Here is a 24,148-nt window from a genome sequence, read left to right on the forward strand (position 1 = left end):
GGGGAATAGGGGAATAGGGGAATAGGGGAATAGGGGAATAGGGGAATAGGGTGCGGGCAGGTGGTGGACAAGGCAAGCAAAATATTCGCCTTGACCGAGAATACGCATCCGGATGCATTTTCCCTTACTCCCTTACTCCCTTACTCCCTTACTCATTTTCCCCGGCGCTCAGTCAAAGGATAACGCTTCATTAAGCTTAATATCCGATAACTGACGAACGAATCCGCTATGGCGCCAAGTTGACGGCAAATGGCCGGAATCCGCAAGCAAAGCACTTGAGCATGTCTCCCAAAAGTGGGAACCGGTTTTGGGACAAAGACATGCATGAAACCAAAAGATTAAAGCGCGAGGCGCTTTAGGTATCGGGCCGCGTACCCGGGAAAGGATCGGAATGATGGCGAGCCTCGGCGGAGACAATTCTCAAGCCGGTGGGGCTGAAGTCCGTCACGTTCCGGTGCTGATCGCCGAAGTGATCGACGCCCTGAAGCCTGCACCTGGCGCAGTGATTGTCGATGGGACATTCGGTGCTGGTGGTTACACGCGTCGCATACTGGAAACGGGTGCGGATGTGATCGCGATTGACCGCGATCCGACCGCAATCGAGGCCGGGCGGGCGATGGAGAAGCAGTTTCCAGGCAGGCTCGATCTGGTTGAGTCCCGGTTCTCTGCTCTTGATGACGCAGTTTCGCATGTTAAAGGAGCGGACAGCAAAGTGGACGGTGTTGTGCTCGATATTGGCGTATCGTCGATGCAGATCGACGAGGCCGAGCGCGGCTTTTCCTTCCAGAAGGACGGTCCGCTCGACATGCGCATGTCGAAAAAGGGCCCCAGCGCTGCCGATGTGGTCAACCGCCTCAAGATCGGCGATCTTGCCCGCATTTTCAATTTTCTCGGCGAGGAGCGGCACGCGGGCCGCATCGCACGCATGATCGACAAACGCCGCGCGGTACAGCCTTTCACACGCACGCTCGATCTCGCCAATGCCATCGAAACGCTTGTTGGCCGCAATCCGAAGGATCGCATCCATCCCGCGACGCGCGTATTTCAGGCGCTACGCGTTTATGTGAATGATGAACTGGGCGAACTGGCACGGGCGCTGCTTGCCGCCGAGCGTATCTTGAAGCCGGGCGGTCGGCTGGTTGTCGTGACCTTCCATTCGCTCGAGGATCGCATGGTGAAGCGCTATTTCGCTGACCGCGCGGGCGGTAGCGCCGGATCGCGTCATCTGCCGGAAACGCATATCCGCCTGCCAAGCTTTACGCCTGCGGTCAAGGGCGCTGTTGGCCCGACAGCGGAAGAAGAAGAACGAAACCCGCGTGCGCGCTCGGCAAAGCTGCGCGCCGGGATCAGGACGGACAATCCGCCACTGGAAGACGATCTATCGCTGTTCGGGTTGCCCAAACTGCCCGAGACGAACGAACTGGCCCGGAGTTAAACGAGTGCTGCGTACTTTCGACATCATCATGATAGCGGCGATGCTGGTGGCGGCGACCGTCACCTACACGATCAAATATGACGCGGAAAAGCAGATCGCGGTCATCGCCAAGCTCAAGCGACAGATCGACTCCGAGAAAGACACGATCACGCTTCTGCGCGCCGATTGGGCATTGATGACCCAGCCAGGTCGCCTGCAGAGCCTTGTTGGTGTTTATGAAAAGGAACTCAATATCCAGCCGATCGAAGCCGAACAGCTTGTGCTGGGCGTCAACGAAATTCCGGAACGTCCGGTCGACGATATACAGAAGATCATTTCTGGCAGCGACGAACTGCTCGCAAGCGGTGTGCTCGAAAAGGATGCGATCACCACCGGCAGCGTCAAGAAGAGCGGGGCGAGGCACTGATCATGCGGCTGAGACTATTCGGAAAAAAGAATACGCAACTAGATGACGGTGTTGGGCCGGTCAGCGATGAAAAGCTGTCCGGCAACATGGCTTTTGTCGGTTCGCGCAAGAAGCATGGCAACCGCGCACGCAATCGCCTCTGGATGGCCATCGCCTGTTTTGTCGGCATCTATGGTGTCATGGCCGGCAAGCTCGTCTATTTCGGCGTCATCGGCGGGGAAAACGAGGACAATGCAGGTCCGGCTGTTCACCAGCTTGCATCGCGCCCGGATATTCTTGACCGCAACGGCGAAATTCTCGCCACCGATATCAAGACTGCTTCGCTCTATGCAGAGCCGCGCAAGATCGTAGACCCCGACGAAACCATCGAAATGCTGTCGACAGTGCTGCCCGATCTCGATTGGGAAGCGACGTACAAGCGTCTGAAAAGTGGTGCTGGCTTCGTCTGGGTCAAGCGTGGGCTGACCCCGAGACAGCAGAGCCAGATTATGGCGCTCGGCGTGCCGGGCATCGGCTTCCGCACGGAAAAGCGCCGCTTTTATCCAGGTGGGCCGACCGCATCGCATATTCTCGGTCTCGTCAATGTCGATAATCAGGGCATTGCGGGCATGGAAAAATATATCGACAGCCAGGGGCTGACCGACTTGCGTTCGGTTGGTCTTGCGACCGGACAGTCGCTGGAGCCGGTGCGCCTGTCGATCGATATTCGCGTGCAGCACATCATGCGCGACGTGCTGGTCAAGGCTATGGAACGCTACCGGGCGATTGCTGCCGGTGCGGTGGTGCTGAATGTCAAAACCGGCGAAGTGATCGCCATGGCATCGGTGCCGGATTTTGATCCGAACAACCCGGTCCATGCGCTGGACAAGGACCGCCTGAACCGCATGTCGGCAGGCACCTATGAAATGGGCTCGACCATCAAGAGCTTCACCACGGCGATGGCGCTCGATTCCGGCAAGTTCAACCTGCAGTCGAAACTCGATGCGAGCCGTCCGCTGGTGTTTGGTCGCCAGACGATCCGCGACTTCCACGGCAAGGGGCGCTGGCTGACGCTGCCGGAAGTTTTCATCTTCTCGTCCAATATCGGTTCGGGCCGCGAAGCGGATGCCGTCGGCATCGAAGGGCATCGCGCATTCCTCAAGAAGATCGGCCTTCTCGACCGCATGCAGACGGAGCTGCCGGAAGTGGCGCGTCCCGTCGAGCCGCGTGTGTGGAAGAAGGTCCACTCGATGACTATTTCGTTCGGTCACGGCATGATGACGACGCCGCTACAGACGGCCGTTGGTGCTGCCGCTCTGATGAATGGCGGCAAGCTGATGGAGCCGACTTTCCTGATGCGCACGCAGGCTCAGGCTGATCAGGTGGCCAAGCAGGTGGTTCATCCACAGGTTTCTGCGGATATGCGCTACCTCTATCGCCTTAATGCAACTGCCCAGGGCGGTTCTGGCAAGCGGGCGACGGTTCCGGGCTACCGCGTCGGCGGCAAGACCGGCACTGCCGAAAAGGTGGTGCACGGACGCTATTCGAAAGATGTGCGTTTCAACGCATTTCTTGCTTCATTTCCAATGGATGATCCAACCTATGTCGTCCTGACCATCATTGATGAGCCGAAGCCGGAAGAAGGCAAATTCAGTGCAACCGCAGGTCTCAACGCAGCGCCGATGGTTTCGGAGATCATCCGTCGTTCGGCTTCGTTCCTCGGTGTGAAACCCGATTTCCAACTCGAAGCCCAGCCAGCAATGGTTAGCAATTTAAGCGGCAAGCCTGATTTTCAACAGGAAGTGCCGCCAGCAATGGTTTCCAACGAATACGACTGATTCGCATAAAGCAGCCTTTGCAGCGAAACGCGCACAACTGAATCTGGATTTGGTATGACCATGAAACTGAAGGAAATCGCTCTCTTTAACGAACTGGCCTCCGGCAATGCCGGCGAGGTGGAGATCACCGGCATCACGTCGGACTCCCGCAAGGTCGAACGCGGTTTTCTTTTCGCAGCGCTGAAGGGCGTGAAAGCGGATGGTGCGGCTTTTGTCGCCGATGCCGTCAAGCGCGGCGCCAGCGCCATCATCGCAGGCAAGGAGACGGCCATCGCCGACGCAGGCGTGCCGGTTCTTCATGTCGATGATCCCCGCCTTGCATTGGCAGTCGCTGCGGCGCAGTTCTATGGCAAGCAGCCACAAGTTATGGTTGCCGTCACGGGTACCAGCGGCAAGACTTCCGTCGCGTCCTTTGCCCGCCAGATCTGGGCCTATGCCGGTTTCCCGGCGGCGAATATAGGCACGACCGGCGTGTTTTCGCCGACCCGCAGCGACTATAATTCACTGACGACGCCCGATCCTGTGGAGCTGCATCGCGTTCTGGCAGAGCTTGCCGACGAAGGCGTGACCCATGCGGCCATGGAAGCTTCGTCGCATGGTCTCGATCAGCGCCGTCTGGATGGTGTCAAGCTCGCCGCCGGTGCTTTCACCAATCTCGGTCGTGACCATATGGATTATCATGCGACCGTTGAGGAGTATCTCGGCGCGAAGATGCGTCTCTTCAACACGCTTTTGCCGAAGGGCGCGCCCGCCATCATCTTCTCCGACGACCATTTCTCGGCGCAGGCTATCGAAGCAGCAACGCTTGCCGGTTGTGACGTGAAGACGGTCGGGCGGAAAGGCAATTTCATTGCCCTCAAGCGCGTGGAGCATGAGCGTTTCCGCCAGCATGTCGAAGTGCGCATCGGTGACGATATTTTCGAGATCGAACTGCCGCTCGCTGGAGATTTTCAGGTTGCAAATGCGCTGGTCGCAGCGGGACTTGCGATGGTCACAGGCGTTCCGGCTGCGGCTGCGATGCGCGCGCTGGAGCGTCTGAAAGGTGCTCCGGGGCGCCTCGATCTTGTCGGTGCAACAGAAGATGGCGCGCCAGCCTATGTCGATTACGCCCACAAGCCAGAGGCGCTGGAAAATGTTCTGACTTCGGTACGCCCGTTCACGACCGGTCGGGTGATCGTCGTCTTCGGTTGTGGGGGCGACCGCGACAAGGGCAAGCGTCCGATCATGGGCGAAATCGCCTCGCGACTGGCCGATGTGGCAATCGTTACCGATGATAATCCGCGTTCGGAAGTTCCGGCCCAGATCCGCTCCGAAATCATGGCTGCGGCGCCGGGCGCGACCGAAATCGGGGATCGCCGTGAGGCAATTTTCACCGCCGTATCAATGATGCAGCCAGGCGATACATTGGTCGTTGCGGGCAAGGGGCACGAGGAAGGGCAGGTCGTCGGCAACATCACGCTGCCATTCTCGGATCATGCGGAAGTTGCAGCAGCACTTGCTGCCCGTCTTGAGGAGCGCTCGGAATGAGTGACTGGCTCTGGACGTCCAACGATATGGTCGAAGCCATGGAAGGCAGGCCCTTCGGCAATCTTCCTGCTGGTATAACCGGTATCTCCATTGATAGCCGCTCGCTGAAACCCGGCGAGGCATTTTTCGCGATCAAGGGCGAACAGTTCGACGGGCATGACTTCGTAACCTCTGCCATGGCCGCCGGTGCGGGTCTTCTTGTGGTGGCCGAGCATCGTCTGCCCGCATTCGGCAATTCAAAAGTGCCGATGATCGTCGTTGAGGACGTGCTTGAAGCTCTTACCAAGCTCGGCATTGCTTCGCGGGCGCGCTCGAAGGCACAGATCATTGCGGTGACGGGTTCCGTCGGCAAGACGACGACCAAGGAAGCCTTGCGTCATGTGCTTTCGGAAGTTGGCAAGGTTCATGCGTCAGTGGCGTCGTTCAACAATCATTGGGGTGTGCCGCTGACGCTTGCACGCATGCCTGCTGATACCGATTACGGTGTCTTCGAAATCGGCATGAACCACCACGATGAAATTCGTCCGCTGGTGAAGATGGTGCGTCCGCATGTGGCGCTGATTACGCTGATCGCACCCGCACATCTCGGTCATTTCGCCAATCTGGAAGAAATTGCTGTCGCCAAGGCGGAAATTTTTGAAGGCATTGTTCCGGGTGGCTATGCGCTTCTCAATCGGGACGACAAACGCTTCAAGCAACTGGAAGAACTGGCCGAAAAGGCCGGTATCGAACACATTGCCACATTCGGGGAAAATGCCCGTTCCGACTACCGCCTGCGCGAAGTGAAGCTTCATCCTACCTGCTCGTGCATGACGGTGAAGATCGGCACGCATGAAGCTGCGGTCAAGGTTGGCATGCCGGGCCGCCATATCGTGCAGAATATGCTTGCTGTTCTCGGTGCCGCTGATCTGGTCGGGGCTGATATTGCCAAGGTGATGATGGCCATGGCAACGCTTTCTGCCGAAGGTGGTCGCGGTGCGCGCCATGTGCTTCAGCATCCCGAGGGCACGTTCACGCTGATCGACGAGAGCTACAATGCCAATCCGACCTCGATGCGCGCAGCCCTGTCGCTGCTGCATTCGACGATACCGGAAGGTTCGCGTGGCCGTCGCATCGCGGTTCTGGGCGATATGCTGGAGCTTGGCCGTCAATCGGGCAAACTTCACGCCGATCTGGCGCGCCCGATCGTGGATGCCGAAGTGAATGCGCTTTTTATCGGTGGACCGGACATGGCGGCGCTTAAAAATGCCTTGCCGGTTGAAATTCAGACCGAGTACAGGCAAAGCACCGACGAATTGTTGCCGCTGGTGATCAAGGCGGTCCGTCCGGGCGATGTCATCATGGTGAAATCGTCGAAAGGGATCGGCTTTTCCAAAATCGTCAAGGCGCTGATCAGCCAGTTTCCGCCGGTGGAACCCGCGGAGTAAGCGGTATTTGAGGGATTTTTCTCTACATGTTGATGCTTCTCACCTTCTTCGCCGAACATATGACACCGCTCAATGTGTTCCGCTATATTACTTTCCGCACCGGCGGCGCGATGATTACATCGGCGCTGATCGTGTTCCTGTTCGGCCCGTCGATCATCAACTCGCTCCGGGTGCGTCAGGGGAAAGGCCAGCCGATCCGCGCTGACGGCCCGCAGACCCATTTCAAGAAAGCCGGTACACCCACGATGGGCGGCCTCATGATCATGACCGGCATTCTTGTGTCGTGCCTGCTCTGGGCCAATCTTGCCAGTGTCTATGTCTGGGTGGTGCTGACGGTCACGGTGGGCTTCGGAGCCATCGGTTTCTACGATGACTATCTGAAGGTAACAAAGCAATCCGACAAGGGCTTTTCCGGCAAGGCACGTCTCGGTATCGAATTCCTGATTGCCGCTGTCGCCGCTTTCATCATCATGCGGGCAGGGCAGGAGCCGTTCTCGTCATCGCTGACATTCCCGTTTGCCAAGCAGTTCGTCATCAATCTGAGCTGGTTCTTCATTCCGTTTGCTGCCTTCGTCATGGTTGGTGCAGGCAACGCCGTAAACCTGACCGACGGTCTCGACGGGCTTGCAATCGTTCCGGTGATGGTGGCCGCAGCCTCCTTCGGCTTCATCGCCTATCTTTCCGGTAATGCGATCTTCGCCGACTATCTGCAGATCCATTTCGTGCCAGGCACGGGTGAGCTTGCGGTGGTTCTCGGCGCTGTTATCGGCGCCGGGCTTGGCTTTCTCTGGTTCAACGCGCCTCCCGCCGCTATCTTCATGGGCGATACGGGTTCGCTGGCGCTGGGCGGCATGCTCGGCGCGGTCGCAGTTGCGACGAAGCATGAAATCGTTCTCGCCATCATCGGCGGTCTGTTCGTCGTCGAAGCGCTTTCCGTTATCATTCAGGTCGGCTCCTTCAAGCTGACCGGCAAGCGCGTCTTCCTGATGGCGCCTATCCACCACCATTTCGAGAAGAAAGGCTGGACCGAGAGTCAGGTCGTGATCCGGTTCTGGATCGTTGCGATCATTCTCGCGATGATCGGTCTTTCCACCTTGAAGCTCAGATAACAGGCATATCGAATGATCCCGATCACCGCCCTCAAGGATAAGACAGTCGCCCTTTTCGGACTGGGCGGGTCGGGCATTGCGACCGCCAAGGCTATTCTTGGCGGAGGAGCAAAGATCATTGCCTGGGACGACAATCCCGACAGCGTTGCCCGGGCCCAAAGCGCGGGCATTGCCACAGGCGATCTGCGGCAGGCTGACTGGTCGCAATTTGCGGCTTTCGTGCTTTCGCCGGGCGTCCCGCTGACCCATCCAAAGCCACACTGGACGGTCGATCTGGCTCATGCTGCCGGTGTTGAAATCATCGGCGACGTGGAGCTTTTCGTCCGCGAGCGCAATCATATCGCTCCCGATTGCCCGTTCATCGCCATCACCGGCACCAACGGCAAATCGACGACGACCGCTTTGATTGCCCATATCATCAAGGCTTCTGGCCGGGATATGCAGCTTGGCGGCAATATCGGCACTGCAATCCTGACGCTGGAACCACCGCAGGCAAATCGTTTTTATGTGGTCGAGTGTTCATCCTATCAGATCGATCTGGCGCCATCGCTGAACCCGACGGCGGGTATCCTGCTCAATCTGACGCCGGACCATCTCGACCGTCATGGCTCGATGGAAAACTACGCCGCGATCAAGGAACGTCTGGTGGCGGCGAGTGATACCGCGATCATCGGCGTTGACGATCCTCACTGCGAAGCCATTGCGGATCGGCTTTATCGTGACGGCGTGCACGTCGTGCGGATTTCCAAGGAAAAACGCCTCGGTAAAGGTTATTTTGCCGATGGTGCGAAGCTATTCTGGACGCAGGATGGGGAAATCGATGAAATCGCTTCGCTGGAAGGCATTGGTTCGCTGCGCGGCGCGCACAATGCGCAAAATGCACTTGCAGCTATCGTCGCCTGCCTGTCGGTCGGTTTGAGCATCGAAGAGATACATGCCGGGTTGAGGAGCTTTCCTGGTCTTGCTCACCGCATGGAACAGGTCGGGCATCGCGGGAAAGTCCTGTTCGTCAACGATTCCAAGGCGACCAATGCGGAAGCAACTGCTCCGGCATTGTCTTCCTTCCCGCAGAACATCTACTGGATTGCAGGTGGTGTGCCGAAAGCTGGCGGGATTTCTTCGCTGGCGGGTTTCTTCCCGCGGATCGCCAAAGCCTATCTGATCGGCGAAGCTGCAGCGCAGTTTGCAGCAACGCTTGGCGATGCGGCGCCGTTCGAGATTTCCGATACGCTTGCAGTCGCGGTCGAGCACGCGGCCCGTGATGCCGGTAACGATGCTGCTCCCGAGCCGGTTGTGCTGCTGTCGCCTGCCTGCGCGAGCTTTGACCAGTTCCAGAATTTCGAAAAACGCGGTGATGCATTCCGCAGCGCTGTTCTGGCGCTTGCGGGTGTTGAGCCGATAGGAGGAAAAAGCTGATGGTAAGCCGTGTCGATCGCGGTCCTGTCGCCAATTGGTGGTGGACAATAGACCGCTTCTTCCTCGCCGCATGTCTGGCCCTGATGGGCCTTGGCATTCTGCTGTCATTCGCCGCAAGTCCTGCCGTGGCCCAGCGTATCGGCCTCGACGGGTTCCATTTTGTCGAGCGCCAGATTTTCTTCATGCTTCCGGCAGTTGGTGTCATGATCGGCGTTTCGTTTCTCTCGCCACGTCAGATCAGGCGATTTGCATTGATCCTGCTTGGTATTTCGCTCGTGCTGATGGTTGCCGCACTGTTTTTCGGCATCGAGGTGAAGGGCGCGCGACGCTGGGTTAATCTGGCGGGCATCTCCATTCAGCCTTCGGAATTCATGAAGCCCGCGTTTGTGGTGGTTTGCGCCTGGCTGTTCTCAGAGCGGGAACGCGGTGGCGAAATGCCCGGCAATTTTCTTGCCATGCTGCTGTTCGGCACGGTTGCGGCGCTGCTCGTTCTCCAGCCTGACCTTGGCCAGACAATGCTGACCACTGGCACGTGGGGAGCAATGTTCTTCCTCGCCGGCCTGCCAATGTTCTGGATTCTGGTCCTCGGCGGCCTTGCCGTTTGCGGTGGTGTTTCAGCCTATTTCATGTTCGATCACGTCGCAGGGCGTATCAATCGGTTCATGACGGGCGAGGGCGACACGTTTCAGGTCGATGCCGGTCGTGAAGCGATCCTGCGCGGTGGCTGGTTCGGACAAGGTCCAGGCGAAGGCACCGTGAAGCGGATCATCCCGGACAGCCACACCGACTTCATTTTCTCGGTCGCCGCCGAAGAATATGGCATCATTTTGTGCATGATCATCATGCTGCTGTTTGCATTCATCGTCGTGCGCGGCCTGTCCATCGCACTGCGTGAGCGTGATCCATTTACACGTCTGGCCGTTTCGGGGATTGTCATTCTGTTCGGCTTCCAGTCGATCATCAACATGGCGGTGAACCTGCATCTCATGCCTGCAAAGGGCATGACCTTGCCGTTCATTTCCTATGGCGGTTCCTCGCTCATCGCTATCGCCATCACGATGGGCATTCTTCTTGCCCTGACGCGCCGTCGTCCGGAAGCGCGCATGACCCATACGGTCGGCAGTGGTGTCGATATGGGCAAACGCATTCCTGCGCTGTGAGGGCTTGATGGACAATCTTGCTAATCGGGGCGTAATTGTACTGGCCGCCGGTGGAACAGGTGGTCACCTGTTTCCGGCGGAAGCGCTGGCGCATGAATTGAAGGTGCGCGGCTGGGACGTTCATCTGGCAACCGATGCGCGCGCCCAGCGGTTTGCGGGCGCCTTCGCGGAAGATCATGTTCATGTCATTCGTTCAGCGACGATTGCAGGCCGCAACCCGATAGCGCTTCTGAAAACTTTCTGGTCGCTGTGGCAGGGCAATCTCGATTCTCGCAAACTGTTTCGTCGGCTGAAACCCAAACTCGTTGCGGGCTTTGGTGGCTATCCGACGCTACCGCCGCTTTATGCGGCCAGCAACATGCATATTCCGACACTGGTGCACGAGCAGAATGCTGTCATGGGCCGCGCCAATAAAGGGCTTGCAGGTCGGGTAAAAGCCATTGCTGGTGGCTTTCTGCCCGAAACCGGCGGTGCTTATGCCGAGAAGACGGTCACGACCGGCAATCCGGTTCGTCCGCCCGTTCTGGCTGCAGCCGGAACACCCTACAAGCCGGTCAAGGCGGATGAACGGTTTCGTCTGCTGGTCTTTGGCGGCAGCCAGGGCGCGCAGTTCTTTTCGACCGCCATTCCTGCTGCCGTGGCTTTGTTGCCGGAAAAGGATCGGGCGCGGCTGCTAATTACCCAACAGGCGCGTAAGGAAGACGAAGCCGCCGTGCGGGAAGCTTACAAGAAACTTGGTATTCCCGCCGACGTAGCGCCGTTTTTCAACGACATGCCTGCGCGTATGGCGGATGCCCAGTTTGTGATTTCGCGTTCAGGTGCTTCGACTGTTTCCGAGATCACGGTCATTGGTCGCCCGGCCATGCTGGTGCCGTTTCCACATGCGCTGGATCATGATCAGGCTGCCAATGCGGCAGCGCTCGCGGCTGTCGGCGGTGGCGAGGTTGTTCGCCAGTCGGAATTGTCGCCAGAACGCCTTGCCGGGATACTCCAGACCGCGATGAATGAGCCGGAGCGCCTCGAAGCACAAGCAAAAGCTGCAAAAAGCGTTGGTAAGCCAGATGCAGCGCGGTTGCTTGCTGATCTGGCAGAGGCTATTGCAGCGGGTAAATCAGTTCAGGAATTCAAAGAAGGAACTCGGCCATGAAAATGCCGCTGAATATCGGGCTTGTCCATTTCATCGGAATTGGCGGCATCGGCATGAGCGGTATTGCCGAAGTGCTGCACAATCTCGGTTACAAGGTACAGGGCTCAGACCAGTCCGACAGCGCCAATGTGCAGCGCCTGCGTGACAAGGGCATCGACGTCTTTGTCGGCCACAAGGCTGAAAATATCGGAGATGCCGAAGTGGTCGTCGTTTCGACGGCGATCAAGAAGAACAATCCCGAATTGGTTGCTTCGCGCGAAAAGCTGTTGCCCATCGTGCGCCGCGCCGAAATGCTGGCAGAGCTGATGCGCTTCCGCCGTGCCGTTGCCATTGGTGGCACGCACGGCAAGACAACCACGACGTCCATGGTTGCGGCATTGCTCGATGCGGGGCATCTCGATCCGACCGTCATCAATGGCGGCATCATCAACGCCTATGGTACCAATGCCCGCATGGGCGACGGTGACTGGATGGTGGTGGAGGCCGATGAAAGCGACGGTACATTCCTGAAGCTGCCCGCCGATATTGCGGTCGTGACCAATATCGACCCCGAACATCTCGACCATTACGGCAATTTCGACAATGTGCGCGCCGCCTTTGCACAGTTCGTCGAGAACGTGCCGTTCTACGGTTTCGGTGTCATGTGCCTCGATCATCCGGAAGTGCAGGCTCTTGTGAGCCGCATTGAGGATCGCCGCATCATTACCTACGGTCAGAACCCGCAGGCAGAAGTACGCTTTATCAATCATCGCATGGATGGTGCGGCGAGCCTGTTCGATGTCGTGATCCGCTCCCGCAAGGGCGAGGCGACCGAGATCAAGGATCTGCGTCTGCCGATGCCGGGTCAGCACAACGTATCAAATGCAACGGCGGCAATCGCCGTTGCGCATGAGCTGGGTATCTCTGCCGACGATATTCGTCGTGGTCTCGGCTCGTTCGGCGGCGTGAAGCGTCGCTTCACCCATACGGGCACATGGAATGGCGTCGAGATATTCGATGACTACGGCCATCACCCGGTTGAAATCCGCGCCGTGCTGAAAGCCGCGCGTGAAGCCACGAAAGGCCGTGTGGTCGCCATCGTGCAGCCGCACCGTTTCACGCGCCTGGCAAGTCTGTTCGACGAATTCGCGGCATGTTTCAACGATGCCGATACAGTCATCGTGACGCCGGTCTATACGGCTGGCGAAGACCCGATTGAGGGCGTCAATTCCGAAGCGCTCGTATCACGCATCAAGACCGCAGGTCATCGCGATGCGCGCTATGCCAGCGGCCCGGAAGCGCTGGCGCCATTGGTCGCGTCGATTGCAGAGCCGGGCGACTTCGTGGTCTGCCTCGGCGCAGGCAATATCACGCAGTGGGCATATGCACTGCCGAAAGAACTGGCTGAGCAGGGTAAGAAGTAAGATGGAAAGCGGCGAGACGCTTCTGAAGAAGCTCGACGGCAAATTGTCGGGCTTGCGTGGTCGGCTGACGCCCGATGCCGGTATGGACAAGATCACCTGGTTCCGCGCCGGCGGACCGGCACAGGTCCTGTTTCAGCCTGCCGACGAAGAAGACCTCTCTACATTTCTAAAGGCTGTACCAGAAGAAATACCGATTCTCGTCGTAGGTATCGGCTCCAACCTGCTTGTACGTGATGGCGGTGTGCCCGGTTTTGTGATTCGGCTGTCGGCGAAAGGCTTTGGCGAGGTGGAGCGTGTCTCCCACACGCAGCTCAGGGCGGGCACAGCGACGCCAGACAAGCGCGTGGCTGCGGCCGCGCTGGAGGCCGGACTTTCGGGCTTCCATTTCTACCACGGCATTCCTGGTGGCATTGGCGGGGCGTTGCGCATGAATGCGGGCGCCAACGGTGTGGAAACGCGTGAGCGCGTCGTGGAAGTTCGTGCACTTGATCGAAAGGGCGAGGTGCATCTGCTTTCCAATGCGGATATGGGCTACGCCTATCGTCATTCCTCAGCCTCACTGGATCTGATTTTCACTTCCGTATTGTTCGAAGGCAATCCGGGCGAGCCTGATGCAATCAGGCAGGCCATGGACGAGGTGCAGCACCATCGCGAGACGGTGCAGCCTGTGCGCGAAAAGACGGGCGGTTCGACCTTCAAGAATCCAGAAGGCACATCGGCCTGGAAGGAAATCGACAAGGCAGGCTGCCGTGGCTTGCGTGTCGGCGGCGCGCAGATGTCCGAAATGCACTGCAATTTTATGATCAATACAGGCACCGCAACGGGGCATGATCTGGAGACTTTAGGCGAAACAGTTCGCGCCAAAGTTTTCGAAAATTCGGGTATTCGCCTTCATTGGGAAATCAAACGTCTTGGTTTGTTCCGCGAGGGTGAGCCGGTTGAAGAGTTTCTTGGAAAATTTTGATAAAAAAGTTGCCCGGATTTTCTACCTGATATTCCGGGCTTTTTTGCCTTCACAAGCGACGCGTAAGGTTCGTCCCTTCCTATAGGGTCTTGTCACGGAATCAATCCTCTGATTCTTTAGGGTTAACCACACAGTGATTTGATTCGGCAGGATTTTCCTGCCGCGGGTGCCTGCGGCCTGTGCTGCTGGGTTACTCGGATTCTGTTTAATTGATGCGCAGGGGATTGCGCAGAGGGGATGCTAACATGACGGGAAAGCACGTCGCCGTTTTGATGGGCGGTTTCTCTTCGGAGCGCCCGGTCAGCTTGTCCTCCGGAACGGCTTGCGCTGCAACCCTTGAAGAGCGCGGCTATCGCGTGACACGTGTTGATGTGGATCGCAATATTGCCAGCGTTCTTGCCGAGCTGAAGCCTGACGTTGCGTTCAATGCGCTGCATGGTCCTTTCGGTGAGGATGGCGCTATCCAAGGTGTTCTCGAATATCTCCAGATTCCCTACACGCATTCGGGCGTGCTCGCTTCGGCGCTTGCCATGGACAAGGACCGCGCCAAGAAGGTGGCTGCCGCCGCTGGCGTCGCTGTGGCTCCCTCAAGGCTTATGAATCGTTTCGACATCGGTATGCAGCATCCGATGGAGCCGCCTTACGTGGTGAAGCCGGTTCGTGAAGGGTCGAGCTTCGGTGTTGTTATCGTCAAGGAAGATCAGGCGCATCCGCCGCAGGTTATCGGTTCAGCCGAGTGGAAATATGGCGATGAGGTTATGGTCGAGGGCTATATTGCCGGGCGCGAGCTGACTTGTGCCGTGATGGGCGATCGCGCCATGGACGTGTGCGAGATCATTCCGGTCGGGCATCAGTTCTACGACTATGATTCAAAATATGTTGCAGGCGCGTCATCTCACGTGTGTCCGGCAAAAATTTTACCAAATATTTACCAAAAAATACAAACAATGGCCCTTACGGCGCATCGGGCAATCGGGTGTCGGGGCGTAAGCCGGTCAGACTTCCGTTTCGATGATCGTTTCTCTGAAGATGGCGAAGTTATCTGGTTGGAAATCAATACCCAGCCGGGGATGACTCCTACCTCGCTCGTGCCTGATATCGCCAAAGCGGCTGGTATCTCTTTCGGTGAATTGTTGAGTTGGATGGTGGAGGACGCGTCTTGTTTGCGTTGAACGGAAAATCGGACGGATATGGGCGCTCGGGCTCGATGCGGGATGCATCGGGAGCGATGGGTGCTGCTTTTGTCCTGCCGCGCTTCCTGCGCAAGCCGTTCCGCTTCGCTGTTCGCCTTTTCCAGGGCAACGTTAATATCCCGCGCCATGCTGGCACTGTCGGTATGCTGGGTTTTCTTGGTGCTACCGGCCTTTACGGTATGGCGGTTGGTAATCATACGCCCGAGGTCGTCAAGGCGACAGCTTCCACGTTTGGTTTCGCAATCGAGGATGTGAAGGTTGTCGGCAATAACGAGACTTCCGATATTGATATTCTTGGTCAGCTCGATCTCGACGGCGAGACGTCTCTTGTCGGCCTGAGCGCTGAAGAAGCGCGCCAGTCCATCGACAAGCTGCCGTGGATTGAAAGTGCAGAAGTTCGCAAAATTTATCCCGGTACTGTTCTCGTCTCGCTGCACGAGCGCAAGGCGTTCGCCATCTGGCAAAACGACAAGGATCTGTCGCTGATCGACGCTGCCGGCGATACGATCGTTCCATTCCGTTCCGGCCGGTACAATTCGCTGCCGCTCGTCGTAGGCGAGGGCGCGGAAAAGAAGGTCAAGGGTTTCGTCGACGAGATTGCTGCCTATCCCGGTCTGGCCGGAAAGGTTCGCGCCTACATCCGCGTTGGCGACCGTCGCTGGGATCTGCTTCTCGATAATGGCGTGCGCATCATGCTGCCGGAAACCGATCCGCTGAAGGCATTGGCGCAGGTCGAGAAGCTCGATCAGGATCAGCATCTTCTGTCGCGCGATATTGCTGCGGTCGATCTTCGTCTCGATGATCGTGTGACGGTCCAATTGACGGCAACTGGCATGGAGCAGCGCCAGAAGTTTCTGGCCGAGCGTAAAAAAGAACTATCCCGCACGGGGAAGCGCGTATGAGTATTCTGGGCGGCAAGGGATCATCACAAGGCGGAACTGCAGGGCGCAAGGTGCGCCTGTTAACGGTTCTGGATGTCGGATCAAGCAAGGTTTCCTGCGTCATCGCACGGTTGCGTCCGCATGAAGGCGGCGCACTGCTGCCGGGTCGCACGCACCGTATGGAAGTGCTGGGCATCGGTCACCAGCGTTCGCGCGGCGTCAAGTCGGGCGTCATCATCGATCTGGATGCGGCTGAGCAGTCGATTCGTCTTGCAGTCGATGCAGCAGAACGCATGGCTGGCCTTACCGTCGATAGCCTGATCGTTAATATTTCGGCCGGTCGCCTCAAGAGCGAGACCTTCACGGCAAGCGTCAATCTGGGCGGCCATGAAGTCGAGCAGACCGATATTCGCCGCGTTCTGGCCGCTGGTGCCAAGCAGGCGCTTGCAGCCGAGCGTCACCTCGTTCATTCGCTCCCGGTTGGTTATACGCTCGATGGTGAGCGCGGTATTCGCGATCCGCTCGGAATGCTGGGCGACAGCCTTGGCGTGGATATGCATGTGCTGACCGCCGATGCAGCGCCGCTACGCAATCTGGAGCTTTGCATCAACCGCTGCCATTTGTCGGTGGAAGCCATCGTTGCAACGCCTTACGCCAGCGGTCTTGCGGCTCTCGTGGGCGATGAAGCCGAAATGGGCGCTGCCTGCATCGATATGGGTGGCGGCACGACGACGATTTCCGTCTTCTCGGAAGGCAAGTTCATTCACGCCGATGCCGTGGCCATTGGCGGCAATCACGTGACGATGGACGTGGCTCGTGGCTTTTCCACCCGGATGGAAGACGCTGAACGCCTCAAGGTCATGTACGGCTCTGCTCTTCCGAGCGCTGCCGATGACCGCGACCTCATCTCTGTTCCGCCCATCGGCGACGATGAGCGTGATGTACCCAATCAATATCCGCGCTCGGTACTGACGCGGATTATCCGTGCAAGAGTGGAAGAGACGCTAGAACTGGTGCGCGACAGGCTCAACCAGTCAGGTCTTGGACATATTGTCGGTAAGCGTGTGGTTCTGACCGGTGGCGCAAGCCAACTGCCAGGAATGCCAGAGGCTGCCAGGCGGATCCTTGCAAGAAATGTACGAATCGGGCGTCCTCTAGGAATAGCGGGATTGCCTGAGGCGGCTAAGGGGGCAGCTTTTGCCGCGACCGTTGGACTTCTGATTTACCCGCAGGTGGCCGGGATAGAAGAGCGGTCGGTGAAAGCAGCTTCCTCCGGTCTGATGACTGGTACGGGTGGGCGCATTCAACGTGTCAGCCAATGGCTGAGAGAGAGTTTTTGAGTAAGCATTGAGTGAACTGTTGAATCAGCGTGTTGAATTAGCATGTCGACTTATTGGGGCGTGACCATCTGGGTAACAACCAATCCACACCGCGGCGGCGAAGCGGTGGTAAGGCTTAAGAGGAACAAGGACCTATGACTATCAATCTGCAAAAGCCGGATATCACCGAGCTGAAGCCTCGCATCACCGTATTCGGTGTTGGCGGTGGCGGCGGCAATGCGGTCAACAACATGATCAATGCCGGTCTGCGCGGCGTGGATTTTGTCGTAGCCAACACCGACGCTCAGGCTTTGACGATGTCGAAGTCCGAACGCATGATCCAGCTTGGCGCTGCCGTCACGGAGGGTCTTGGTGCTGGTTCCCAGCCAGAGGTTGGACGCGCGGCTGCTGAAGAATGCATCGACGAAATCGTCGATCATCTGAATGGCACGCATATGTGCTTCGTGACCGCAGGCATGGGCGGTGGTACCGGCACTGGTGCTGCTCCCGTCGTGGCGCGTGCAGCGCGCGAACGCGGTATCCTCACCGTTGGCGTTGTGACCAAGCCTTTCCATTTCGAAGGCGCCCGCCGCATGAAGACTGCCGATCTTGGCATCGAAGAACTGCAGAAAAATGTCGATACGCTTATCGTCATTCCGAACCAGAACCTCTTCCGCATTGCCAACGACAAGACCACCTTCGCCGATGCTTTCGCAATGGCTGACCAGGTGCTCTATTCGGGCGTTGCCTGCATTACCGACCTGATGGTCAAGGAAGGCCTCATCAATCTCGACTTCGCTGACGTTCGTTCGGTGATGCGCGAAATGGGCAAGGCCATGATGGGTACGGGCGAAGCTTCCGGCGAAGGCCGCGCAATGGCGGCTGCCGAAGCTGCAATTGCCAACCCGCTGCTCGACGAGACCTCGATGCGCGGCGCGAAGGGCCTTCTGATCTCGATCACCGGTGGTCGCGACATGACCCTGTTCGAAGTCGATGAAGCTGCAACGCGTATTCGCGAAGAAGTCGATCCGGATGCGAACATCATCCTTGGCGCAACCTTCGACGAAGGCCTCGAAGGCGTCATCCGTGTGTCTGTTGTCGCGACCGGTATTGACAAGCAGTTAGGAGACGCGGCGCCTGCGCCGCTGGAATTTCGCCAGCCGGTAAAGCAGACCGCTCAGGTGAAGCCGATGGCTCCGCATGGCGCACTTCGTCCTCCGGTCGTTGAACAGCCGCGTCAGGTCGATCCGATTGCCCAGGCGATCCAGTCTGCTGAAGCTGAAATTCCAGCCGCACCGGCAGCTCCTGCCGCTTCTGCTGAGCCGGAGTTCCGCCCGCAGAGCCGCATTTTCCAGGCTCCGGCGCCAGAATCCTTCGAACGTGCTCCGGCTGCCCGTGCACCGATGCCACAGGCCCCGGCAGGTCATCAGGCAGCGCAGCCGCAGGCCTACCAGCAGCCGCAGATGCACGAACAGCCGGTACGCGAGCCGCGCCCGGCTCCGCGTATGCCTGCCGTTTCGGATTTCCCGCCGGTCGCCCAGGCTGAAATAAATGCCCGTCGTGCTCCACAGCAGCCTGCACAGGAAGAGCCGCGTGGCCCGATGAGCCTCCTGAAGCGCCTGACCCATGGTCTGTCGCGTCGCGAGGAAGATCAGCCTGCAGCTCGTTTGGAACCAGCACAGCATCGTGAACCCGGCATGCGCCCGGCTGAACGCCGCGCTCCACAGCAGGATTCGTCGATCTATGCACCGCGTCGTGGCCAGCTTGACGATCAGGGCCGTCCGCAGCCGCGTGCAGCTTCGGAAGAAGATCAGCTCGAAATCCCGGCCTTCCTGCGCCGCCAGTCGAACTAATCTTTTCTCAACAAAGTCATGAAAGCCCGCCTGAAACAGGCGGGCTTTTTTGCTTTTCGGGAGCCGTCTTGTATGAAGGTAAGGCATTTTGGATTGCCGCTCTGTCTTGAACTGATAAACGGCGATGAAGCGGGGCGGAGTAAATGAACAATCGTTATGGAAATCTTGCTGCCTGGGTCTATCATCTGGACAAGCCCGTGGGGCGTTCTTTCGGCGATGTCGAACTTTATCGTGATTTGCTGGGCAGCGCTTCCGGCCCTGTTCTGGAACCTGCGGTCGGCAATGGGCGTATGCTCGTTTCGCTACTCGAAGCGGGGTTTGAGGTGTACGGCTTTGATACTTCGCCAGAAATGCTTGCCTATTGCGAGACCGCCTGTAGCACGCGCGGCTTGAAGGCCAATCTCAGTCAGCAAAGCTTTTCCGATTTCACATTCGACAGAACATTTTCTGCCGTCATCGTTCCCGCTGGCTCGATCCAACTCGTGACCGACACAAAAGAAGCCCTCGCGGTTCTGCGCCGGTTCCATGATGTGTTGAATGTGGGTGGACGCCTCATTCTCGATCTGGATTCCATCCGCTGGCTCAGTGCTCCCGCGGACGCGATGCGGCATTGGGAGGACGGCGACGATATGCTGACGTTGCAGGAAGAGCGGCTGGAGACAGATTTTGCAAACCAGACGACGACCTCCCTGCTACGTTATGAACAGTGGAACAACGGCAAGCTCCTCAACACCGAAATCGAAACCTTTACCCTCCGTTTCTGGGGTATAGGGGAAATGGAACTTGCTCTGCGTGCCGCCGGTTTCCAATCCTTGAAGGTGCACGCCGGATATGAGCGCGATGGCGCCATTACCCCGGACAGCGAAATATTCACTTTTGAGGCTCTGAAAGGCTGAATGCCACGCTTTTTGTAATGTGGCGTTAAAAAGCGTGATTTTGTTCAAGTCACGCAAATTATTATTTTAATCGAAACGGGATATGGTTCGGGCAGCACAAGTTTGTGAAACCCCTGTATTCCCTGTCGCAATTTTAGCTATATCTATCCATATAGACGCAAAGAATTGCAAAATGGGCTGTGTTGAAATTTTGTTTGAACGGCCTGCATCCATTTTATTCAGCAGATTGGAACTGTCTTGAGCGCTTATCAAAAGACAATTGGTCGTGCGGTCACGCTTTCAGGCGTTGGCGTTCATGGCGGAGCTCCGGCTTCGGCGACATTTTTTCCAGCCGATGCTGATACGGGCATTGTCTTCCAGCGTTCCGACATGAAGGGCAGCGCACCAGAGGTACGCGCCCACGTTTCGCAGATCGGTGCAACGGATCTCTGCACATCGCTTGGGCCGAAAGAATCCAAGATTGATACGGTCGAACACCTGATGGCGGCAATCGCCGCATTGGGCATCGACAACCTTGTCGTGGAAGTCGATGGCCCGGAAGTTCCCATTCTCGACGGTACTTCTGCGCGCTTTATCGAAGCTTTCGATGAGGCGGGTATCGTCACGCAGGAAGCAAAGCGCCGCTTTATCCGCATTCTGAAAACGGTTCGGGTTGAGGCCGGAGGTTCCTGGGGGGAGTTCCGTCCATTCGCCGGTACACGATTTGAGGTCGAAATCGACTTCGAGTGCCCGCTGATCGGGCGGCAGAAATTTGCTGATGACGTGGATGAAGCGGCCTTTCGCAAGGAGCTTTCCACCGCGCGCACGTTCGGTTTCATGAAGGATGTGGAACGTCTATGGGCTTCGGGCCATGCGCTTGGCTCTTCGCTCGACAATTCGCTTGTCATCGGTGACGATAACTCGGTTATCAATCCGGGTGGCCTGCGTTTCAAGGATGAGTTCGTTCGCCACAAGACACTCGATGCTGTCGGTGATCTGGCTCTGGCCGGACTTCCGTTCATCGGCTGTTTCCGCTCTTATCGCAGCGGTCACAGACTGAACGCCGAAACGGTGAAGGCGCTGCTGTCGGACAAGACTGCATTCGACATTGTTGAGGCTTCCGGTGTCCGTCGGAATTCCAGGGCGTCGGATTTCGTTACTGTGAAGCCGAATATCGCCGCTCCATGGGCGCTCTAACTTCTTCTATTTCAAGCATAATCTTATCGATCCTCGTTTCACTCTGGTCGGATTATGCTCTAAAATCAGCCAAGAAATAAGTGTGTATCGGCGCATGGCCTTAATTGGGCCGTGTTCGCCGGTTCACCTCGCAATTGAGTCGGTGCGCCGTGTCTGCGGTGGATTGATCGGGGAGTATCTACCCATACGGGTGGTCAATACCGGGGACAATTCACACTGGTTACGCGTTTCGATACGCCGTCCGGCGCATTTCAGACCACTAGGCGATTGCCGATTTCTCTCGCATGTGGTTTATGGACGGCCAAAACAGCGTCAGCTATGTTCGTACATTCGCTGAAGCTGAATGATTTGTATGGATGGAGCCGCCGTGCAGTGTTAGAAGCACGCAACTCCAAACAGGAATGACGCTGCCAGAAGGCCGGAGACCGCATGACGAGTTTCAAATTCAAGGGTGTGACGAAAACCGCGCTGCTGACTGGCGCTATCGCCGTTCTTATCCCGCTCGCCGGTTGTGCCAGCAAGGACGACGACATCGATCTCACCAAATATGTCGAGACGATCGATCCAGCCGACAAACTCTACAATGAAGGCCTCGCCAATCTGGATGCAGGCCGCCTCGATGAAGCTGCGAAGAAGTTCGCCGCCGTCGACCGCCAGCATCCCTACACGGAATGGGCACGCAAGTCGCTCGTGATGGCTGCCTTCACCAACTACCGCAAGGGCAATTACGAAGAAGCGATCTCGATGGCGAAGCGTTACAACACGCTTTACCCGACTTCGCCTGAATCCGCTTATGCCTACTACATCATCGGTCTTTCCTACTTCCGCCAGATCCCTGACGTGACCCGTGACCAGGCTGCAAGCCGCCGCGCAATCGCTGCGATGCAGGAAGTCGTCGATCGCTTTCCGGATTCCGAATATACGGATGATGCCAAAGCCAAGATTCGCTTCGCCCGCGACCAGCTCGCCGGCAAGGAAATGCAGGTTGGCCGCTATTATCTGGAACGCAAGGAATATCTGGCAGCTATCAAGCGCTTCCGCGGCGTCGTGGAGGAATATTCCAACACCCGTCAGGTAGAAGAAGCGCTCGCTCGCCTCGTCGAAGCCTATTACGCACTTGGTCTGACGTCGGAAGCCCAGATGGCCGCCTCGGTACTCGGCAAGAACTATCCGGACAGCCAATGGTACAAGGACAGCTACAAGCTTCTGCAGAGCGGCGGTCTTCAGCCGCGCGAGAACGGCAATTCATGGCTGGCCAAGGCTTCGTCGCTCATCACCGGCGGCGGCTCATAAGCTGATTGTCACATGCTGTCGCACCTGTCGATCCGCGATATTGTTCTGATTGAAAGGCTCGACATCGAGTTCAAGACAGGCTTGTCCGTGCTTACCGGCGAAACCGGAGCGGGCAAGTCTATCCTGCTTGATTCGCTTTCGCTGGCGCTTGGTGCACGCGGCGATGCCTCCCTCGTGCGTCATGGTGCCGATCAGGGGCAGGTCACAGCGGTATTCGATGTGCCGGGTGGTCATCCGGCCCGACTTTTTCTTCGCGAAAATGGTTTTGACGACGATGGCGACGTTATTCTGCGTCGTTTGCAGATGGGCGATGGTCGCACGCGCGTCTTCATTAACGATCAGGCGGCGAGTGTCGCGCTTCTTCGCGATCTCGGACGCAGGCTGGTCGAAATTCATGGCCAGCATGACGACCGTGCGCTGATCGATACTGATCTTCACCGTACATTGCTGGATGCTTTTGGTGGTCTCGAGCAAGAGGCCGCAGTGGTTCGCGAGCGCCATAAAGCCTGGCGCGATGCGGAAACCGCACTTGCCAAGCATCGCGCCCGCGTCGAGCAGGCCGAGCGCGAAGGCGATTACCTGCGTTCTTCGGTTGAAGAACTGACCAAGCTCGATCCGCAGCCCGGCGAAGAAGAAGAGCTCGCCGAACGTCGCGCAATCATGATGAAATCCGAAAAGATCGCCGGTGACGTGAACGAAGCTGGCGAGTTGCTGTCGGGGCAGGGATCACCTGTACCGACGCTGGCGAGCCTCGTGCGCCGTCTGGAGCGCAAGATTCCGGAGGCACCGCATCTTCTGGAGCCGGTTTGCAAGGCAATCGATGAGGCGCTTAACAGTCTGGCTCTTGCGCAGGACGGCATAGATTATGCCATGCGCGAGATCGATTTCGATCCGCGCGTGCTGGAACAGGTGGAGGAGCGGCTCTTTGCTTTGCGCGCTGCCGCACGCAAATATTCTGTCGCGGTGGAGGGATTGCCTGCGCTGCGTGACAAGATGGATGCCGATCTTGCCGATCTCGATGCCGGGGCGGAAAAGCTCATCCAGCTTGAAAGTCAGGCGAGCGAAATGCGGGCGGCCTATGACACTGCGGCGGCCAAGCTTTCCGGTTTACGCAAGGAGACGGCGGAGCATCTAAAGGCCGCCGTAATGGCCGAACTGCCGGCACTGAAGCTTGAGCGTGCTGAATTCATCGTTGAAATGACGACTGATGCGCAAGCGCGGGCGGCGGAAGGCATCGATACGGTTGAATACTGGGTGCGGACCAATCCGGGCACAAGGGCTGGTCCGATGATGAAGGTTGCTTCGGGCGGTGAGCTGTCGCGTTTCCTTCTGGCGCTGAAGGTGGCGCTTGCGGATCGCGGTTCGGCCCCGACGCTCGTATTCGATGAAATCGATACCGGCGTGGGCGGTGCGGTGGCAGATGCCATCGGGCAGCGCCTTGCACGGCTCTCCGGTCGCGTGCAGGTCCTTTCGGTCACGCATGCGCCGCAGGTGGCAGCCCGTGCCTCCACACATTTCCTGATTGCCAAATCGGCAACCCATAAAGACCGGATGGCGACCTCGATCCGATCCATCGGGGTCGATGAGCGGCAGGAAGAGATTGCCCGTATGCTGGCCGGTGCCAGCATCACCGATGAAGCGCGTGCCGCTGCTGAGCGGTTACTGGCCGAGAATTGAGCATTTCCAGCAAAAGTGCGAAGCGGTTTTGCGTCGGATAATGCGTACA

General features: G+C 57.8%; 19 protein-coding genes. All 19 read left to right on the forward strand.

All coding sequences use genetic code 11. The features are described from left to right. The first annotated feature begins 391 nt into the window (after positions 1–391). Positions 392–1,435, forward strand: coding sequence for a 16S rRNA (cytosine(1402)-N(4))-methyltransferase RsmH (gene rsmH / locus FIB18_RS18315; protein WP_174977452.1), 1,044 nt, complete (start codon positions 392–394; stop codon positions 1,433–1,435). A 4-nt stretch (positions 1,436–1,439) separates the two neighbouring features. Next, positions 1,440–1,841: a cell division protein FtsL gene (gene ftsL, locus FIB18_RS18320; RefSeq protein ID WP_105542253.1), complete on the forward strand. Its 402-nt coding sequence runs from the start codon at positions 1,440–1,442 to the stop codon at positions 1,839–1,841. A 2-nt stretch (positions 1,842–1,843) separates the two neighbouring features. Further along, positions 1,844–3,658 carry a peptidoglycan D,D-transpeptidase FtsI family protein gene (locus tag FIB18_RS18325; protein ID WP_140022071.1) on the forward strand — a complete coding sequence of 605 codons (1,815 nt, stop codon included), beginning with the start codon at positions 1,844–1,846 and terminating at the stop codon, positions 3,656–3,658. Between the two features lie 54 nt (positions 3,659–3,712). Continuing rightward, positions 3,713–5,185 carry a UDP-N-acetylmuramoyl-L-alanyl-D-glutamate--2,6-diaminopimelate ligase gene (locus FIB18_RS18330; RefSeq protein ID WP_140022072.1) on the forward strand — a complete coding sequence of 491 codons (1,473 nt, stop codon included), beginning with the start codon at positions 3,713–3,715 and terminating at the stop codon, positions 5,183–5,185. Beyond that, complete coding sequence (locus FIB18_RS18335) at positions 5,182–6,612, forward strand: UDP-N-acetylmuramoylalanyl-D-glutamyl-2,6-diaminopimelate--D-alanyl-D-alanine ligase (protein WP_140022073.1); 1,431 nt, start codon at positions 5,182–5,184, stop codon at positions 6,610–6,612. Before FIB18_RS18330 ends, FIB18_RS18335 begins: the two co-directional genes overlap by 4 nt. A 26-nt stretch (positions 6,613–6,638) precedes the next feature. After that, positions 6,639–7,721 carry a phospho-N-acetylmuramoyl-pentapeptide-transferase gene (gene mraY, locus FIB18_RS18340; protein ID WP_140022074.1) on the forward strand — a complete coding sequence of 361 codons (1,083 nt, stop codon included), beginning with the start codon at positions 6,639–6,641 and terminating at the stop codon, positions 7,719–7,721. Positions 7,722–7,733: 12 nt separating this feature from the next. After that, a complete protein-coding gene (gene murD, locus FIB18_RS18345) occupies positions 7,734–9,137 on the forward strand; it encodes a UDP-N-acetylmuramoyl-L-alanine--D-glutamate ligase (protein ID WP_140022075.1) in 1,404 nt (467 codons plus the stop codon). Next, positions 9,137–10,297: a putative lipid II flippase FtsW gene (gene ftsW, locus FIB18_RS18350; RefSeq protein WP_105542247.1), complete on the forward strand. Its 1,161-nt coding sequence runs from the start codon at positions 9,137–9,139 to the stop codon at positions 10,295–10,297. The genes murD and ftsW overlap by 1 nt, the downstream gene beginning before the upstream one ends. 7 nt (positions 10,298–10,304) lie before the next feature. Continuing rightward, the gene (gene murG, locus FIB18_RS18355; RefSeq protein ID WP_140022076.1) at positions 10,305–11,444 is read left to right on the forward strand and encodes an undecaprenyldiphospho-muramoylpentapeptide beta-N-acetylglucosaminyltransferase; all 1,140 of its coding nucleotides are present in this window, start codon (positions 10,305–10,307) and stop codon (positions 11,442–11,444) included. After that, positions 11,441–12,847 carry a UDP-N-acetylmuramate--L-alanine ligase gene (gene murC, locus FIB18_RS18360; protein ID WP_140022077.1) on the forward strand — a complete coding sequence of 469 codons (1,407 nt, stop codon included), beginning with the start codon at positions 11,441–11,443 and terminating at the stop codon, positions 12,845–12,847. Before murG ends, murC begins: the two co-directional genes overlap by 4 nt. Before the next feature lies 1 nt (position 12,848). Continuing rightward, a complete protein-coding gene (gene murB, locus FIB18_RS18365) occupies positions 12,849–13,811 on the forward strand; it encodes a UDP-N-acetylmuramate dehydrogenase (protein WP_140022078.1) in 963 nt (320 codons plus the stop codon). A gap of 245 nt (positions 13,812–14,056) precedes the next feature. Beyond that, positions 14,057–14,983 carry a D-alanine--D-alanine ligase gene (locus FIB18_RS18370; protein ID WP_140022079.1) on the forward strand — a complete coding sequence of 309 codons (927 nt, stop codon included), beginning with the start codon at positions 14,057–14,059 and terminating at the stop codon, positions 14,981–14,983. Then, positions 14,971–15,906, forward strand: coding sequence for a cell division protein FtsQ/DivIB (locus FIB18_RS18375; protein WP_140022080.1), 936 nt, complete (start codon positions 14,971–14,973; stop codon positions 15,904–15,906). Before FIB18_RS18370 ends, FIB18_RS18375 begins: the two co-directional genes overlap by 13 nt. Next, a complete protein-coding gene (gene ftsA / locus FIB18_RS18380) occupies positions 15,903–17,225 on the forward strand; it encodes a cell division protein FtsA (RefSeq protein ID WP_104755970.1) in 1,323 nt (440 codons plus the stop codon). Before FIB18_RS18375 ends, ftsA begins: the two co-directional genes overlap by 4 nt. A 134-nt stretch (positions 17,226–17,359) precedes the next feature. Continuing rightward, entirely contained in the window at positions 17,360–19,057 is a 1,698-nt protein-coding gene (gene ftsZ / locus FIB18_RS18385; protein WP_140022081.1) for a cell division protein FtsZ, read from the forward strand. Between the two features lie 143 nt (positions 19,058–19,200). After that, positions 19,201–19,953: a class I SAM-dependent methyltransferase gene (locus tag FIB18_RS18390; protein WP_140022082.1), complete on the forward strand. Its 753-nt coding sequence runs from the start codon at positions 19,201–19,203 to the stop codon at positions 19,951–19,953. Between the two features lie 237 nt (positions 19,954–20,190). After that, positions 20,191–21,129: a UDP-3-O-acyl-N-acetylglucosamine deacetylase gene (gene lpxC, locus FIB18_RS18395; protein ID WP_140022083.1), complete on the forward strand. Its 939-nt coding sequence runs from the start codon at positions 20,191–20,193 to the stop codon at positions 21,127–21,129. A 429-nt stretch (positions 21,130–21,558) separates the two neighbouring features. Next, positions 21,559–22,422, forward strand: a complete 864-nt coding sequence (locus FIB18_RS18405) for an outer membrane protein assembly factor BamD (protein ID WP_140022084.1) — start codon at positions 21,559–21,561, stop codon at positions 22,420–22,422. A 12-nt stretch (positions 22,423–22,434) separates the two neighbouring features. Further along, positions 22,435–24,099 (forward strand): DNA repair protein RecN, encoded by a 1,665-nt coding sequence (recN, locus tag FIB18_RS18410; RefSeq protein ID WP_140022085.1) that lies wholly within the window; start codon positions 22,435–22,437, stop codon positions 24,097–24,099. The last annotated feature ends 49 nt before the right edge of the window (positions 24,100–24,148 follow it).

The organism is Brucella pecoris, assembly GCF_006376675.1.
Classification (GTDB): Bacteria; Pseudomonadota; Alphaproteobacteria; order Rhizobiales; family Rhizobiaceae; genus Brucella; species Brucella pecoris.

Bases quoted from the DNA above. Each gene is read 5' to 3' on its own strand.
- FIB18_RS18325 (WP_140022071.1), top strand. From the start codon at position 1,844: ATGCGGCTGAGACTATTCGGAAAAAAGAATACGCAACTAGATGACGGT.
- recN (WP_140022085.1), top strand. From the start codon at position 22,435: ATGCTGTCGCACCTGTCGATCCGCGATATTGTTCTGATTGAAAGGCTC.
- murC (WP_140022077.1), top strand. From the start codon at position 11,441: ATGAAAATGCCGCTGAATATCGGGCTTGTCCATTTCATCGGAATTGGC.
- FIB18_RS18390 (WP_140022082.1), top strand. From the start codon at position 19,201: ATGAACAATCGTTATGGAAATCTTGCTGCCTGGGTCTATCATCTGGAC.
- rsmH (WP_174977452.1), top strand. From the start codon at position 392: ATGATGGCGAGCCTCGGCGGAGACAATTCTCAAGCCGGTGGGGCTGAA.
- murD (WP_140022075.1), top strand. From the start codon at position 7,734: ATGATCCCGATCACCGCCCTCAAGGATAAGACAGTCGCCCTTTTCGGA.
- murB (WP_140022078.1), top strand. From the start codon at position 12,849: ATGGAAAGCGGCGAGACGCTTCTGAAGAAGCTCGACGGCAAATTGTCG.
- FIB18_RS18370 (WP_140022079.1), top strand. From the start codon at position 14,057: ATGACGGGAAAGCACGTCGCCGTTTTGATGGGCGGTTTCTCTTCGGAG.
- ftsA (WP_104755970.1), top strand. From the start codon at position 15,903: ATGAGTATTCTGGGCGGCAAGGGATCATCACAAGGCGGAACTGCAGGG.
- FIB18_RS18405 (WP_140022084.1), top strand. From the start codon at position 21,559: ATGACGAGTTTCAAATTCAAGGGTGTGACGAAAACCGCGCTGCTGACT.
- ftsW (WP_105542247.1), top strand. From the start codon at position 9,137: ATGGTAAGCCGTGTCGATCGCGGTCCTGTCGCCAATTGGTGGTGGACA.
- FIB18_RS18330 (WP_140022072.1), top strand. From the start codon at position 3,713: ATGACCATGAAACTGAAGGAAATCGCTCTCTTTAACGAACTGGCCTCC.
- ftsZ (WP_140022081.1), top strand. From the start codon at position 17,360: ATGACTATCAATCTGCAAAAGCCGGATATCACCGAGCTGAAGCCTCGC.
- murG (WP_140022076.1), top strand. From the start codon at position 10,305: ATGGACAATCTTGCTAATCGGGGCGTAATTGTACTGGCCGCCGGTGGA.
- FIB18_RS18335 (WP_140022073.1), top strand. From the start codon at position 5,182: ATGAGTGACTGGCTCTGGACGTCCAACGATATGGTCGAAGCCATGGAA.
- mraY (WP_140022074.1), top strand. From the start codon at position 6,639: ATGTTGATGCTTCTCACCTTCTTCGCCGAACATATGACACCGCTCAAT.